Raw genomic sequence first — 13,404 nt, 5'->3', positions numbered from 1 at the left:
GTCACCGTTTTCAGGAGGCCAGCGCCAAGGCCTGGGCCGGTGCCAGCTCGCGGAAGATGTTGCCGTAGAGGCGGTAGAAATTGTTGGCGGCGTGAATGATCAAGGCCTGTTCATCGCGATCCTCAATCCGGTTCATCAGCCCCTCAAAGAAATGGATATGTTGCTTGTCCAGCTCGCCGTGAGACTTGAGATAACTGAAGGCTGAATCCGGCAGCCCCAGGCGCGATTGCACTTTTTCGGCCGCCAGCAGCGCCAGATTAATGCTGGTGCCTTCCAGTACATTGACCATGCCGAAAAAGCCCAGCGGACTTACCCGATGCACCATGTCGTAGGCGTAAGCCACCATGACCTCGGTGGCAAACAGCGGCGTGCTGCGTCTGGCTTTTTCCTTGTCAAAACCGCAGGCGGCTATGTCATTTAGGATCCACTCCTGGTGGCCTTGCTCCTCTTCGATATACTCGGCCACCGCCACCCTGAGCCATTCCTTGCTTTCCGGCAGTCTGGCGCCTGTGGCCATGAGCAGCGGCGAAGTGTGCTTCACATGGTGATAGGCCTGGTGCAGGAAGGCGACATATTCCTCCAGGCTTATCTCTCCTTGCAGGCATTTGCCTATGATAGGACTGGCCAGCAGATACTCACGGCCGCTCTGGGTTGCTTGTTGTAATTGGTCGTAGAAATTCATTATAGGGCTCCCTCAAGATATGGGGTTTCAGATAGATAGAGCTGTTCTATTTGAGCGGCCAGGGCGCTCAGCAGTGAGGCGCGCTTGACCCTGCCATTGGCTGTGGTGTGAGGCTTGAGCTCGGTTTCATTCAGTCTTATCCAGCGTTTGATCCTGGCGTAGTCGGGCAGTGTGGCATTGACCGCATCCAGCCAGGCCTGGAGCTGTTCATTGCTGACTTGGAGCGGAGCGCACAGTAGCGCGCTGAGCCAGGGTTTGGCGTCGCCAAAGACCATACACTGACTCAGCAGCGGTTTGGCCATCAGCGCCGACTCCACCCACTCAGGGCTGATATTGCGGCCAAAGGAGCTGATAAGCAGATGCTTGCGGCGCCCGTTAATGGCGAGCACACCTTTATCGAGTTGGCCAAGGTCGCCGGTGGCGATTTCTCCCTGGCCCCAAGTCTCGGGTTGGCCGAGATACCCTAGGTGACTGGCGCCGCCGACATGGATTTCGCCGCCGCGAATGGTGACTTTGCAGTGAGGCAACACAGTGCCGGCAAAGCCGGGAGTGTCTTTATCCGGGGTGTTGAGCGCCACGACAGAGCCACATTCCGACAGGCCGTAACCCTCATAAACCGGCAATCCAAGCTCCCTGGCCCGCAGCAGCAACTCGGGGGCCACCTTGCCGCCACCGACGGCGACAAAGCGCAGTGAGTTTGGCGCTTGCCAACCTTGCTCGCAGGCACCGACCAGCAGTGTCAGTAACTGAGGAATGAGGATCATGCTGCTCGGCTGCGCTCGGCTTATGGTCTGCAGCAGCGCCCGGCTGTCGAGTCTTGAGCTGCCGTGCATGCCGCGCGCTTTATCCGAGGGCAGCAGCACAGTGCCGCCGCACAGCAAGGGGCTGTAGATACCGGCGATGTTTTCCAGCAAGGTGCTCAAGGGCAACAGACAAAGATGCCTGGGGCTGGGCAGGGCCGTGACTTTTGCAAGCGATTCGGCCACCCGCCATTGATGCTCGCTGCTGAGACACACCCCCTTGGGGTTACCGGTAGAGCCTGAGGTAAAGGTGATTTTGGCGGTGCCCTGAGGGACTTGTGGAAAAGCCGCCGTTTTCTCGGCGCAAGTGCTCTGTTGGCCCGGATGCCCGTTGCAGAGCTGTCCGTCAGATAGCTGTTCGTCGTATAACTGTCTGCCGTATAAATGCCAGCTGTATAAACTGCAGCCCAGTTCACCGAGCCCTTGGTAAGGCGCGAAGCCCTTTGGCAAACAAGGCTGGATTTGTGGGCTTTCGCTTAGCACCAGCTCAACCGAGGTTTGTTCAAGGCAGTTTGCCAACTGCTCTTGGGAGAAAAACAGCGGCAAGGGCAGGCAAAGAACTCCCGCCTGCTGGCAGGCAAGATCCAGTATCGCCCACTGCACACTGTTGCCGGCATGCAGTGCCAGGCTGCGGATATTCAGGCGTTTGAGGAAATCACTATAGCGGCGGATTTCTGTTTTCAGTTCAAGGTAGCTGAGTTGCCGCCCAGCATCGCTAAGGGCAATGGCCTGATCTTCGCCGTTGAGTTTGCCCAGGACATCCCAATCAAGGTTTGTTCCGGCGCCTGACTCAGAGGTATTGACTTGGTTTAACTGAGGCGATGGAGTCATAGGCTTGGCTCCCGGGTTCTTGCATAAGCCAATTCGGCCGCCATGGTGCTGATATCCGATTGGTGCCTTTGTGCCAGTCGTCTCAAGCGGGGACTGGTTTCTATCACCTCTTGGGCTAGGCGCAGATCGCCAATCATGACTCTGGGGTTGTTGCGGTAGTAATTGCCCCAAATGGCGCTGTCACCTTCCAGTCGCTCAGGATCGGCGCTACAGAGCAGCATGGGCGAAAAGCCCAGCAGTTTCATCAGCGCTTCCACCTGCTCTGTGACGGTAAAGACCATATACTCGAAACCGGCTCTGGCCAGAGTGGCGGCAAGCAGTACCAGCAGCAGTGGCCCTGAACTCTTATTGGTCAGGGCCAGATTGCCCACCTCTACCAAGGAAGCCCTGTCCACCGGGCGTTTGGTCAGCAGCGCCACTTGCTGCTCTATGGGATCCTTGAGATATTGCTCCAGAAACAAGGGGTAGTAACAACCGGCTCTGAGGCCGAAGGCACCCTGAGGCTGTCCCTTCAGGCTCAGCTGCAGTAAGAAAGGCAAAAATTCCTTGAGCTTGGCACCATGCACCTGCAAGTACTTGGCGGCGATATAGTCTTCGACCTCAGTGCGGCCCTCTGCCTGCTCATGGAACAGGCGACACTCGGGAAGCGAATGAGGTGGGTTGGCAGAGCTTGGGGCGTCCTTTTCCAGGGCAGACAGGGGAAACTGCTTGACCATAGAGATACTCCGGATCTGTTAACCAGTATCCAGAGCCTAGAAAAGCAGTCTTAAGAAATACTTATGTATCCATTAATATTTTATCAATTAGATAAAAATCAATTGGTTGGTTTTAGCTTTTATCGCTCTTTCGCCGTTTGGGGCAATACAACAGCCCCAAAAGCAGCAGCAAGCCACTCAGCCCGAGTACCGGCCATTGACCGACCCGGCTGAACAGGGTCCGGCCCTCGACCAGCGGCACTTCAGCCGTGAGTACGCCCTCGACGAACTGCGGCAGTTTGGCACTGATATTGCCAAACTCATCCACCACGGCGGTGACGCCATTGTTGGTGGCCCGCAGCAGAGGCCGGCCCAACTCGGCCGAGCGCATCTGGGCTATCTCCATGTGTTGCAGTGGGCCATTGGACTCACCGAACCAGGCATCGTTGGAGACGGTTAGCAACACCTGGGTATCCTCGGCGACGTTGGCCCTGAGTTGCTCGGGGAAAGCGATTTCATAACAGATAGCCGGTGCCAGGGTGTGGCCCAGCGCCGTCAGATTGTTTTGCTGATAACTGCCTCTGGCAAACGAGGACATGGGCAGGTTGAAAAAGGGCGCCAGTGGCCGCAGCAGCGACTCCATGGGTACAAACTCGCCTATGGGCAGCAGGTGATGTTTGCGGAACTGATTGTCATCCGCTGCGCTATAGTCGGCGTTTTCCTGCTGTTTCTGATGATGATTCCCCAGCACGATCAGCGAGTTGTAGAAGTCGCCATTTCGCTGGCTGATGATACCTGTGATGATGGCGGCATCCCGCAGATTGGCGACCCTGTTGGCGTTGTCGAGAAACTCTGCCACCATGCTTTCGGGGGCCGGTATCGCCGCCTCGGGCCAGATCACCAAGTCTCTGTCCAGATGCGGGCGGGAGAGATCCATATATTTGAGCATAGTCGGCCAGAGCGCGTCCGGCTGCCACTTCATGCTCTGGGGGATATTGCCCTGCACCAGCGCCACGCTGAGGGTCTCACCGGTACGCTCAACCGTTGAAAATCGCGGCGCCTGCCATACAAACAGGGCAAGTAGAGCCGAGCTCACCACCAGGCTGAGCCAGCGGCGTTTGAGCAGCAGTACCAGGCTTGCTGCCAGCAGCGCCACCACAAAACTGAGCCCCAAAGTGCCTATCATTGAGGCCAGTGGCTTCAAGGGGCCCGAGGTTTGGCTATAGCCGCCCCAGAGCCAGGGAAAACCGGTGAGCACCCAGCCCCGCAACCATTCACACAGAGTCCAGAGCGCCGGAAACAGCCCCAGCAGTTGCCAGTTATGACGCTTGGGCGCCAGTCGGGCCAGCAGGGCACCGGCCAGCGCCGGATACAAGGCCAGATAGAGGGCCAACAGGGCCATCAGGCCGATGGAAGCAATCAGCGGCAAGCCACCGAATCTGTCCATGCTGACATGCACCCAGCTGATCCCGAAGGCAAAGGCGCCAAAGCCAAAGCTGAGCCAATAGCCAAAACTGGCCTTGGGGGAAAGCTTGTCACTTTGCCAAAGGCCAAAGGCCAGCGCCAGCGGGTAGATGGGCCAGAGATCGTAGGGGGCAAAGGAAAGTGCCGTACTGGCACCGGCCAAAAAGGCCAGTACCAGACGCTGCTTGCGGTGGCGTTGTAGCGCCGCTAATGTGGACTTCACTGGTCGTTACTGTCTTCAGTATCGTTGGGATCGGGCAGTTTCACCCTGAGTTGCAATAAACGGCGGGTATCGGCACTGATGACTTTAAATTCAATGCCGTCGATGACGATCTTCTCGTTGCGCTCCGGCAGGTGACCGAAGGCGTGTGACACCAGGCCGCCGACTGTGTCGAACTCTTCATCACTGAAATGGGTGTTGAAGGTTTCGTTGAAATCTTCAATCTCGGTCAGTGCCTTGACCATGTAAACCCGGTTACCGGCTTTACGGATCTCTGACTCGTCGCTGTTGTCGTGATCGAACTCATCTTCGATATCGCCGACAATCTCTTCGAGAATATCTTCAATGGTGACCAGGCCGGAAACACCGCCGTATTCATCGACCACAATTGCCATATGGTAGCGTTGGGAACGGAACTCTTTGAGCAGCACATCCACTCTCTTGCTCTCGGGCACCACAACGGCCGGGCGGATCACTTTTTCCAGTGAGAAGGGTTCTTCACTGTTGTTGAAGCCGTACTTCAGCAGATCTTTGGCCAGCAGTATGCCTTCGATATGGTCTTTGTCTTCATTGACCACAGGAAAGCGGGAATGAGCAGAGTTGATGACAGTGTTGAGCAGCTCCTCAACAGAGTCATTGAATTGGATGGCGACAATCTGCGCTCTGGGGATCATTATGTCCCTGACGCGCAAATCAGATACCTCTAAAACACCTTTTATCATCTCGCGGGTATCTTCAGTGATGAGCTCACGCTGCTCGGCATCGTGGATCACCTCAACCAGATCTTCGCGATTTTGAGGTTCGCCCTGGAATAACTGGCTTACTCGGTCAAACCAGCCTTTCTTATGGGCGCTGGTACTCGGGGGGATATCGTCACTCATAGTGTTCTTCATGACAGGGCGAACCCTGGCAATTATTGCTCCTTGTATGGGTCAGTAAAACCTAAGCTTTCAATAAGTTGGGTCTCTAACGACTCCATTTCTTCGGCTTCGGCATCTTCAATGTGATCATAACCTAGCAGATGCAGGCAACCGTGCACAACCATATGTGCCCAGTGCGCCTGTAGCGGTTTATGCTGTTCACGGGCTTCATTTTCAACGACTGAAACGCAAATGACAAGATCCCCGAGTAATGGCAGGGTTATTCCAGGTGGCGCTTCAAACGGAAATGACAGCACATTGGTGGGCTTGTCTTTGCCGCGATAGTCCCGGTTCAACTGCTGGCTCTCTTCGCTGTCCACCAGACGTATGGTCAGCTCGGCCTGCTCCATACTATTGCCTATGGCAGTGCGGGCCCAGAGCTCGAAATCGCTCTGGGATGGCAGGTTTTGCGCTTCTGTGGCCAGTTGCAGGTCCAGTAGCAGATCAAGACTCATGGACGCCGGCCTCTGTCAGTTGATATTGGCTGTCGCGTTGGGCCTTGGCCGCCTGCTGGCGCTGATCGTGTGCCTCATACGCTTCCACTATGCGGGCTACTACCGGGTGGCGCACCACATCCTGGGCCTGGAAGAAGTTGAAGCTGATCTCTTCCACTTCGCTCAGTACTTCGATGGCGTGGCGCAGGCCGGACTTGGCGTTGCGCGGCAGATCTATCTGGGTAATGTCACCTGTGATCACCGCCTTGGAGTTGAAGCCGATACGGGTGAGGAACATCTTCATCTGTTCCACCGTGGTATTTTGGCTCTCATCGAGAATGATAAAGGCATCGTTGAGGGTGCGGCCACGCATATAGGCCAGCGGTGCGACCTCGATAACATTGCGTTCTATCAGTCGCTCGACCTTCTCAAACCCGAGCATCTCAAACAGGGCGTCATACAGAGGCCTGAGGTAAGGGTCTACCTTCTGGCTCAGATCGCCGGGCAGGAAGCCCAGTTTCTCACCGGCTTCCACCGCAGGGCGGGTTAGCAGAATGCGGCGGATCTCCTGACGTTCCAGCGCATCCACGGCGGCGGCAACAGCCAGATAGGTCTTGCCGGTACCGGCGGGGCCTATGCCGAAGGTGATGTCATGGCGCACTATGTTGGCCACATATTGGGTCTGGTTGGGATTGCGCGGCTTAATCACCCCTTTGCGGGTCTTGATATAGTGCTCTTTGGGTTCTGCACCGCTGTCGTCGGCTTCCAGGGCAATGGCTTCCTGAATGGCGATATGCACCTGCTCGGGCTCAAGATCCGGAGTCGAGCCTTTTACCGGCGCGGTTTCGACATAGAGCTGTTTCAGCAGGTTGTTGGCGGTGAGGCAGTTACGCGGCTGGCCGACAATCTGAAAATGGTTGTTGCGGTAGCTTATCTCGACGCCCACCCGGCGCTCGAGCTGTTTGATATTGTCATCGAACGGACCACACAGAGACGCCAGACGGCGACTGTCGGCCGGTTCGAGATACAGATTCATGGTGGTTAATTTGTGAGACAAACAAAAACTCCTGTTGATGTCATCTTTGATCAGTTTACGAGCGTGAAGGCATAAATGCTAACGGAAAATCGAGCCTAAAATAAAACGGCCCGGGTCCTAAGAGCCGGGCCGCCGTGGAAGTCTCGGCGCTTACGGGGTGAACTGAGTCACGCCCAGGGTGTCTTCCTGATTATGCTTGGCCAGAATATCACTGGGGCGCAGGCTCTTGCGCAAGTCCATCTCATCTTCTCCGCGAACAAACTTGCCGCGCAGCGAGTTGGTGTAGACATCGACGATTTCCACGTCCACGAAGCTGCCTATATGCTTGGGCTGGCCTTCGAAGTTGACCACCCGGTTGTTTTCGGTGCGGCCGCGCAGTTCCATGGGATTTTTGACCGATGGGCCTTCCACCAGAATACGCTGCACTGTGCCCAGCATCTGGCGGCTGTAGCGCTGCGCCTGTTGGGTGATTCTGTCTTGCAGAATTGCCAGGCGCTGCTTTTTCTCTTCCATATCCACATCATCCGGCAAGTCGGCCGCCGGGGTGCCGGGACGGGCACTGTAGATAAAGCTGAAGCTGTGGTCAAAGCCCACTTCTTCAATCAGCTTCATGGTGTCGGCAAAGTCTTCTTTGGTTTCGCCGGGGAAGCCGATGATAAAGTCGGAACTTATCTGAATATCCGGCCGCGCCTTGCGCAGACGGCGAATGATTGACTTGTACTCGATTGCCATATGGCCGCGCTTCATCTGGGTCAGAATGCGGTCTGAACCTGATTGCACCGGCAGGTGCAGGAAGCTTACCAGCTCAGGAGTGTCTTCATAGACGTCGATAATGTCCTGGGTGAACTCTATCGGATGGCTGGTGGTAAAGCGGATGCGGTCGATACCGTCGATGGCGGCCACATAACGCAGCAGCTCGGCAAAGCTGCAAATTTCGTCATCATGGGTCAGGCCGCGATAGGCGTTAACGTTTTGTCCCAGCAGGTTGACTTCACGCACCCCTTGCTCGGCCAGTTGAGCGATTTCCAGGATGATGTCATCCAGTGGCCGGCTGACTTCTTCACCGCGGGTGTAGGGCACCACGCAGAAAGAGCAGTACTTGCTGCAGCCTTCCATGATGGAGACAAAGGCGGTGGGGCCTTCAGCGCGGGGCTCGGGCAGACGGTCGAACTTCTCGATTTCAGGGAAGCTGACGTCAATCACCGCCTGGTCGCCGCTGCGAACCTGGTTGATCATCTCTGGCAGACGGTGCAGGGTTTGGGGGCCGAAGATAATATCCACGCACTGGGCGCGTTCTTTTATCGCCTTGCCTTCCTGCGAAGCCACACAACCACCCACGCCAATGATCAGCTCAGGATTCTTGTCTTTGAGTGTTTTCCAGCGGCCCAGCTGATGGAATACCTTTTCCTGCGCTTTTTCACGAATAGAACAGGTATTGAGCAGCAGAATATCTGCCTCATCAGCCTCTTCGGTCAGGGTGTAGCCCTGAAATTCGTTTAACAGATCGGCCATCTTGGATGAGTCGTACTCATTCATCTGACAGCCCCAGGTTTTAATATGGAGTTTTTTACTCATCAGTTTTGCGTCGCTCTTCGGAACCACTTAAAAAATAGCGCGCCATTTTACCCGCTGTTCAGTCCGCTGACCAGCTTTTGAACGCCAGGACTGAGAATTACTCTGGTGGCTGTAGTACCCCTTTAAAAAGTGTGGGTAAGCGATTATCGGCCAGCTGAATGTCCTGCTGTTGATAAAACTGCTCAGCCATCTGTTGGGTACCGGCGCGAGCCTGAAGATAGATATCCTCCAGTACCTCTATATGAAAGCCGGCCATGGTTTCCGTGATTTGTTGATATAGGGCATAATTCAGCGACGAGCGATAGGTTACAGTTATCACTTCCATCTGGTCTGCCGTGGTGGCGGCCAGAATATGACCAGAGGTAAAGGCGGCCGGGACGATAAGGGCTGCGGCTATCAGGCTGTTGGTAAGTTTGCACATGGTATCCTCACTTGTTGATGTCGATAACCGCCAATGCGGTGTTGGCTATGACAGATACTGCTTGGACACACTGAGGCTAGCCTATGGTTGCCAAGACTCGTGTGTCGGCTTGTAAGCAGGTGTTTCAGGAGGGCCGGCAGCAACATTTGCTCATGATTGAAGCCAAAACAGTTACCATTGAACACAACTCTGTGGCCAAGGCGGCAGAGAAGATAGACAGCAGGAAAGGCATAGTGACAGAACAACATGAGACCAAGGATATCGTCATCATAGGTGGCGGTATGGTGGGCGCGGCGACGGCGCTGGGGTTGGCCAAACTCGGGCTGGAAGTGGCGCTGGTGGAGGCCTTTGAACCCGAGGCCTTTGATGCCTCGCAACCTCTGGATGTCAGGGTCTCGGCCATCAGCGCCGCATCGGAGGCACTACTCGAGCGTTTGGGGGCATTCGATACTCTGCTCGGTATGCGCCATGTGGCCTATCGTGGCCTGGAAACCTGGGAGATGGAAGGCTGCATAACCCGTTTTCATGCCAGTCAGATTAAGGCCGAGCGTCTGGGCCACATAGTGGAAAACCGTTTGGTGCAGCTGGCACTGTGGCAGGAATTCGACAACTACCCCAATCTGACACTCTGCTGTCCGGCGCGGGTCGGGCGCATGGTGCGCTCCTGTGCCGGCATCGAGGTTAGCCTGGACGATGGTCGAGTGTTCGATGCCCGCTTGCTGGTGGGGGCCGATGGTGCCAACTCCAGAGTGCGCCAATGGGCCGGAATTGGTATCAGCGGTTGGGATTATTCCCAGTCCTGTATGTTGATCAATATCGCCACCGAGTGCGAAGAGCAGGATGTGACCTGGCAACAGTTTACTCCGCAAGGGCCGCGTTCCTTGCTGCCATTGCCGGGCAAAAATGCGTCCCTGGTTTGGTATGACGATGCCAAACAAATTCGCAGTTTGATGCAGCTAAGCGACAGCCAACTGAAGCAGGCGATCATCAATCACTTCCCCGATAGGCTCGATCCCCACTTCGAAGTGTTGGCCAAGGGCAGTTTTCCGCTGACCCGGCGCCATGCGCAGCAATACTATCGCGATAACTTGGTGATCCTGGGGGACGCGGCTCACACCATTAACCCGCTGGCGGGGCAGGGGGTTAACCTGGGCTTCAAAGACGTCGAAGCCTTGATAGCGACAATCACCCAGGCGCTGGAAAAGGGCGAAGACTGGTCAAAGGCCACAGTGCTTGAGGGGTTCCAAAAGCAGCGCTGGTTTGACAATCAGTTGATGATGACAGGCATGGATCTCTTCTATGCCGGTTTCAGTAACGATCTGTTGCCACTTAAACTGCTGCGTAACGCCGGCCTCAAGCTGGCGGATATCAATACTCCGGTTAAGCAGCAAGTGCTCAAGTATGCGCTGGGGCTGAGATAACCCCGGTCGATTTGTTGATTGTCGCAAGAGAGTGCTAAAATGCCGCGTTTTTATAAGAATGCGGCATTTTTCATTGGCTTTTATGCCGGGTTTTGGCCTGTAACGGTCAAGCTTCAAGTGCGGTGAATATTTGCCTGGCCACCTCTGGCCTTCGCAGAACTTCTCGTTGAATAAACAGAATAGAGACTGATGACAGAGATTAAACTTATCGTCGGGCTGGCCAATCCCGGCGCCGAGTATGCCCAGACCCGCCATAATGCCGGTGCCTGGTATGTGCAGGAGCTGGCCAGAGGTTGCGGTGCCCAGCTCAGTGCCGACAGCAAGTATTTTGGCCTGACTGCCAGAGTTACGCTCAAGGGCCGCGATGTGCGCCTGCTGATCCCTTCCACTTATATGAACCTGAGTGGTAAGTCGGTGGCGGCATTGGCGAACTTCTTCCGTATTCAACCGGAGGAGATTTTGGTGGCCCACGATGAGCTGGACATGCCGCCGGGTGTGGCCAAGTTCAAGCTTGGCGGTGGTCATGGCGGCCATAACGGCCTCAAGGACATTATTGCCAAGCTGGGCAATAACAAGAATTTTTATCGTCTGCGGATTGGCATAGGTCATCCCGGAGACAAGAATAAAGTCAGTGGCTATGTGCTTGGCAAGGCGCCGAGTACTGAGCAGTCGCTGATCGATGCCGCGGTAGATGAAGCGGTGCGCGCCACAGATATCCTCTTTGCCGAGGATATGACCAAGGCGATGCACAGGCTGCACTCCTTTAAAGCGGTCTAAGATTATCCAGGCGTCAGACGCCTGTTTCATTATCCTGTCCGGGGCCGAGTGCGCCGGGCTCAAATTAGAGAGAAAGGTAAACATCATGGGTTTTAAATGCGGCATCGTTGGTCTGCCAAACGTCGGTAAGTCAACTCTGTTCAATGCGTTAACCAAGGCTGGCATCGAAGCGGCAAACTTTCCCTTCTGTACCATAGAACCCAACACTGGTGTGGTGCCAGTGCCGGATGCTCGTCTGGACGCCCTGGCTGAAATCGTTAAGCCTGAGCGGGTACTGCCGACCACCATGGAGTTTGTGGACATTGCCGGTCTGGTTGCCGGGGCATCCAAGGGCGAAGGTCTGGGTAACAAGTTCCTGGCCAACATCCGTGAAACCGATGCTATCGGCCATGTGGTACGTTGCTTCGAGAACGACAATATTGTTCACGTCGCCAACAAGGTTGACCCGGCCGGTGATATTGAAGTGATCAATACCGAACTGGCACTGGCGGATCTCGACAGTGTTGAGCGTGCCATACTGCGTCAGCAAAAGCGCGCCAAGGGTGGTGATAAAGACGCCAAATTTGAAGTCGAAGTACTGGAAAAACTCAAGCCGGTACTGGACGAAGGCCATATGCTGCGCACCCTGGATTTGAGCAAAGAGGAGCTGGAAGCCGTGGCTTACCTGAACCTGCTGACGCTCAAGCCAACCATGTATATTGCCAACGTTTCTGAAGATGGCTTCGACAATAACCCGCATCTGGATACAGTGCGCGCCATTGCCGAAAAAGAAAATGCCGTTGTGGTGCCTGTGTGCGCCGCTATCGAGTCAGATCTGGCGGAAATGGATGAGGAAGAGCGCAGCGAGTTCCTCGAAGAGCTGGGCCTGGAAGAGCCAGGGCTTGATCGGGTGATCCGCGCCGGTTACGAACTGCTGACACTGCAAACCTACTTTACTGCCGGGGTGAAAGAAGTTCGTGCCTGGACTGTGACTGTCGGTTCTACCGCACCGCAGGCGGCCGGTAAAATTCACACCGACTTTGAGCGCGGCTTTATTCGGGCTCAGGTTATGGCCTATGATGACTTTGTTCAGTTCAAGGGCGAAGCCGGTTGTAAGGAAGCGGGTAAGCTGCGGGTGGAAGGGAAAACCTATATCGTCAAAGACGGCGACGTGATGCACTTCCTGTTTAACGTATAAGTGACTCTAAATGGGCGATAGAACACGGATTTGCGTATCTGTTGCCCAGTTTGATGGGTTTATAGGCAAACAGCTGGGGCGGCGGGATTTAGCCTAAAAAAGCTGTTGACCTGAATAACCTGAATAAGCATAATACGCCCCGTTCCTCGGCACGGGGAACAACAAAGTTATCGTGGCTATGTAGCTCAGCTGGTTAGAGCACAGCACTCATAATGCTGGGGTCGCAGGTTCAAGTCCCGCCATAGCTACCATCCTTCTTGGGATGTTAAAAATAAGAGACACTGCGGGAGTGGTGAAATTGGTAGACACGCCAGATTTAGGTTCTGGTGCCGCAAGGTGTGAGAGTTCAAGTCTCTCCTCCCGTACCATATTTGTCTCTTATTGAACTAGCTTTGATTATTGGTGGGGTATCGCCAAGCGGTAAGGCACCGGGTTTTGATCCCGGCATTCCCAGGTTCGAATCCTGGTACCCCAGCCATCTTTACCAAGTTTATATATTGGGGTATCGCCAAGCGGTAAGGCACCGGGTTTTGATCCCGGCATTCCCAGGTTCGAATCCTGGTACCCCAGCCATAAACGCTAAAGAAAAAAATACAGTGGCTATGTAGCTCAGCTGGTTAGAGCACAGCACTCATAATGCTGGGGTCGCAGGTTCAAGTCCCGCCATAGCTACCATGTTTCTTTAGCAGCAAACTTGGTCTTCACGAGTCTTAAGATTCGTATCGGTTAATACCGACCCTGATGGGGTATCGCCAAGCGGTAAGGCACCGGGTTTTGATCCCGGCATTCCCAGGTTCGAATCCTGGTACCCCAGCCATATTCAACGAAAGAGCCCGTCATAGACGGGCTTTTTTGTGGTTCATCGCGGATCTCCGGGGAACGCCTCTCTGACTTTCAGAAAGAAGTATTCGGTATCCCGGTAGCCATAGCCCATTCGCTTCAGCAGTTTGA

The 13,404-nt window shown here is 55.0% G+C and carries 12 protein-coding genes and 6 tRNA genes; 9 read left to right on the top strand and 9 right to left on the bottom strand.

Annotation, left to right across the window (positions count from 1 at the left end; genetic code table 11):
• Window positions 1–10 precede the first annotated feature (10 nt).
• From ACMHXI_RS03075 to ACMHXI_RS03035, 9 genes are all read right to left on the bottom strand, one after another.
• Window positions 11–682, bottom strand: a complete 672-nt coding sequence (locus ACMHXI_RS03075) for a TenA family transcriptional regulator (protein ID WP_208185008.1) — start codon at window positions 680–682, stop codon at window positions 11–13.
• Complete coding sequence (locus tag ACMHXI_RS03070) at window positions 682–2,313, bottom strand: AMP-binding protein (RefSeq protein ID WP_208185007.1); 1,632 nt, start codon at window positions 2,311–2,313, stop codon at window positions 682–684. Before ACMHXI_RS03070 ends, ACMHXI_RS03075 begins: the two co-directional genes overlap by 1 nt.
• Window positions 2,310–3,029 (bottom strand): thermostable hemolysin, encoded by a 720-nt coding sequence (locus tag ACMHXI_RS03065; protein ID WP_413733969.1) that lies wholly within the window; start codon window positions 3,027–3,029, stop codon window positions 2,310–2,312. Before ACMHXI_RS03065 ends, ACMHXI_RS03070 begins: the two co-directional genes overlap by 4 nt.
• 112 nt (window positions 3,030–3,141) lie before the next feature.
• Window positions 3,142–4,695: an apolipoprotein N-acyltransferase gene (gene lnt, locus ACMHXI_RS03060; RefSeq protein WP_413733967.1), complete on the bottom strand. Its 1,554-nt coding sequence runs from the start codon at window positions 4,693–4,695 to the stop codon at window positions 3,142–3,144.
• Window positions 4,692–5,573, bottom strand: a complete 882-nt coding sequence (corC, locus tag ACMHXI_RS03055) for a CNNM family magnesium/cobalt transport protein CorC (protein ID WP_025011682.1) — start codon at window positions 5,571–5,573, stop codon at window positions 4,692–4,694. The genes lnt and corC overlap by 4 nt, the downstream gene beginning before the upstream one ends.
• A gap of 32 nt (window positions 5,574–5,605) precedes the next feature.
• Complete coding sequence (gene ybeY, locus ACMHXI_RS03050) at window positions 5,606–6,067, bottom strand: rRNA maturation RNase YbeY (protein ID WP_045283889.1); 462 nt, start codon at window positions 6,065–6,067, stop codon at window positions 5,606–5,608.
• A complete protein-coding gene (locus tag ACMHXI_RS03045; protein WP_413733965.1) occupies window positions 6,057–7,103 on the bottom strand; it encodes a PhoH family protein in 1,047 nt (348 codons plus the stop codon). Before ACMHXI_RS03045 ends, ybeY begins: the two co-directional genes overlap by 11 nt.
• A 129-nt stretch (window positions 7,104–7,232) precedes the next feature.
• Entirely contained in the window at window positions 7,233–8,657 is a 1,425-nt protein-coding gene (gene miaB, locus ACMHXI_RS03040) for a tRNA (N6-isopentenyl adenosine(37)-C2)-methylthiotransferase MiaB (RefSeq protein ID WP_039035895.1), read from the bottom strand.
• A 97-nt stretch (window positions 8,658–8,754) separates the two neighbouring features.
• Entirely contained in the window at window positions 8,755–9,078 is a 324-nt protein-coding gene (locus ACMHXI_RS03035) for a hypothetical protein (RefSeq protein ID WP_335909062.1), read from the bottom strand.
• Window positions 9,079–9,230: 152 nt separating this feature from the next.
• Here ACMHXI_RS03035 and ACMHXI_RS03030 point away from each other — a divergent pair, with 152 nt between their 5' ends.
• The 9 genes from ACMHXI_RS03030 (at window position 9,231) to ACMHXI_RS02990 (ending at window position 13,270) form a co-directional block, all read left to right on the top strand.
• Complete coding sequence (locus tag ACMHXI_RS03030) at window positions 9,231–10,499, top strand: FAD-dependent oxidoreductase (RefSeq protein ID WP_413733962.1); 1,269 nt, start codon at window positions 9,231–9,233, stop codon at window positions 10,497–10,499.
• A 189-nt stretch (window positions 10,500–10,688) separates the two neighbouring features.
• Window positions 10,689–11,276 (top strand): aminoacyl-tRNA hydrolase, encoded by a 588-nt coding sequence (gene pth, locus ACMHXI_RS03025; RefSeq protein ID WP_025011686.1) that lies wholly within the window; start codon window positions 10,689–10,691, stop codon window positions 11,274–11,276.
• A gap of 85 nt (window positions 11,277–11,361) precedes the next feature.
• Window positions 11,362–12,453, top strand: a complete 1,092-nt coding sequence (gene ychF / locus ACMHXI_RS03020; RefSeq protein WP_025011687.1) for a redox-regulated ATPase YchF — start codon at window positions 11,362–11,364, stop codon at window positions 12,451–12,453.
• Window positions 12,454–12,627: 174 nt separating this feature from the next.
• Window positions 12,628–12,704: transfer RNA gene (locus ACMHXI_RS03015), tRNA-Met, on the top strand.
• 32 nt (window positions 12,705–12,736) lie between these two features.
• Window positions 12,737–12,821, top strand: a tRNA-Leu gene (locus tag ACMHXI_RS03010).
• 35 nt (window positions 12,822–12,856) lie between these two features.
• Window positions 12,857–12,931: transfer RNA gene (locus tag ACMHXI_RS03005), tRNA-Gln, on the top strand.
• Between the two features lie 20 nt (window positions 12,932–12,951).
• Window positions 12,952–13,026 (top strand) — tRNA-Gln (locus ACMHXI_RS03000).
• A 25-nt stretch (window positions 13,027–13,051) separates the two neighbouring features.
• A tRNA-Met gene (locus tag ACMHXI_RS02995) sits at window positions 13,052–13,128 on the top strand.
• Window positions 13,129–13,195: 67 nt separating this feature from the next.
• Window positions 13,196–13,270 (top strand) — tRNA-Gln (locus ACMHXI_RS02990).
• The last annotated feature ends 134 nt before the right edge of the window (window positions 13,271–13,404 follow it).

Source organism: Shewanella sp. BJSY2023SW005, from assembly GCF_047314585.1.
In the GTDB taxonomy this organism is placed as follows: domain Bacteria; phylum Pseudomonadota; class Gammaproteobacteria; order Enterobacterales; family Shewanellaceae; genus Shewanella; species Shewanella algae.
Note: the sequence above shows the minus strand (reverse complement) of the source record. Positions and strands in the feature narration are given on the sequence as shown.

Excerpts from the sequence above, each read along its gene's own strand:
- ACMHXI_RS03075 (WP_208185008.1), bottom strand. The coding sequence starts at position 682 with ATGAATTTCTACGACCAATTACAACAAGCAACCCAGAGCGGCCGTGAG.
- ACMHXI_RS03070 (WP_208185007.1), bottom strand. The coding sequence starts at position 2,313 with ATGACTCCATCGCCTCAGTTAAACCAAGTCAATACCTCTGAGTCAGGC.
- ACMHXI_RS03065 (WP_413733969.1), bottom strand. The coding sequence starts at position 3,029 with ATGGTCAAGCAGTTTCCCCTGTCTGCCCTGGAAAAGGACGCCCCAAGC.
- corC (WP_025011682.1), bottom strand. The coding sequence starts at position 5,573 with ATGAGTGACGATATCCCCCCGAGTACCAGCGCCCATAAGAAAGGCTGG.
- ybeY (WP_045283889.1), bottom strand. The coding sequence starts at position 6,067 with ATGAGTCTTGATCTGCTACTGGACCTGCAACTGGCCACAGAAGCGCAA.
- miaB (WP_039035895.1), bottom strand. The coding sequence starts at position 8,657 with ATGAGTAAAAAACTCCATATTAAAACCTGGGGCTGTCAGATGAATGAG.
- ACMHXI_RS03035 (WP_335909062.1), bottom strand. The coding sequence starts at position 9,078 with ATGTGCAAACTTACCAACAGCCTGATAGCCGCAGCCCTTATCGTCCCG.
- ACMHXI_RS03030 (WP_413733962.1), top strand. The coding sequence starts at position 9,231 with ATGATTGAAGCCAAAACAGTTACCATTGAACACAACTCTGTGGCCAAG.
- pth (WP_025011686.1), top strand. The coding sequence starts at position 10,689 with ATGACAGAGATTAAACTTATCGTCGGGCTGGCCAATCCCGGCGCCGAG.
- ychF (WP_025011687.1), top strand. The coding sequence starts at position 11,362 with ATGGGTTTTAAATGCGGCATCGTTGGTCTGCCAAACGTCGGTAAGTCA.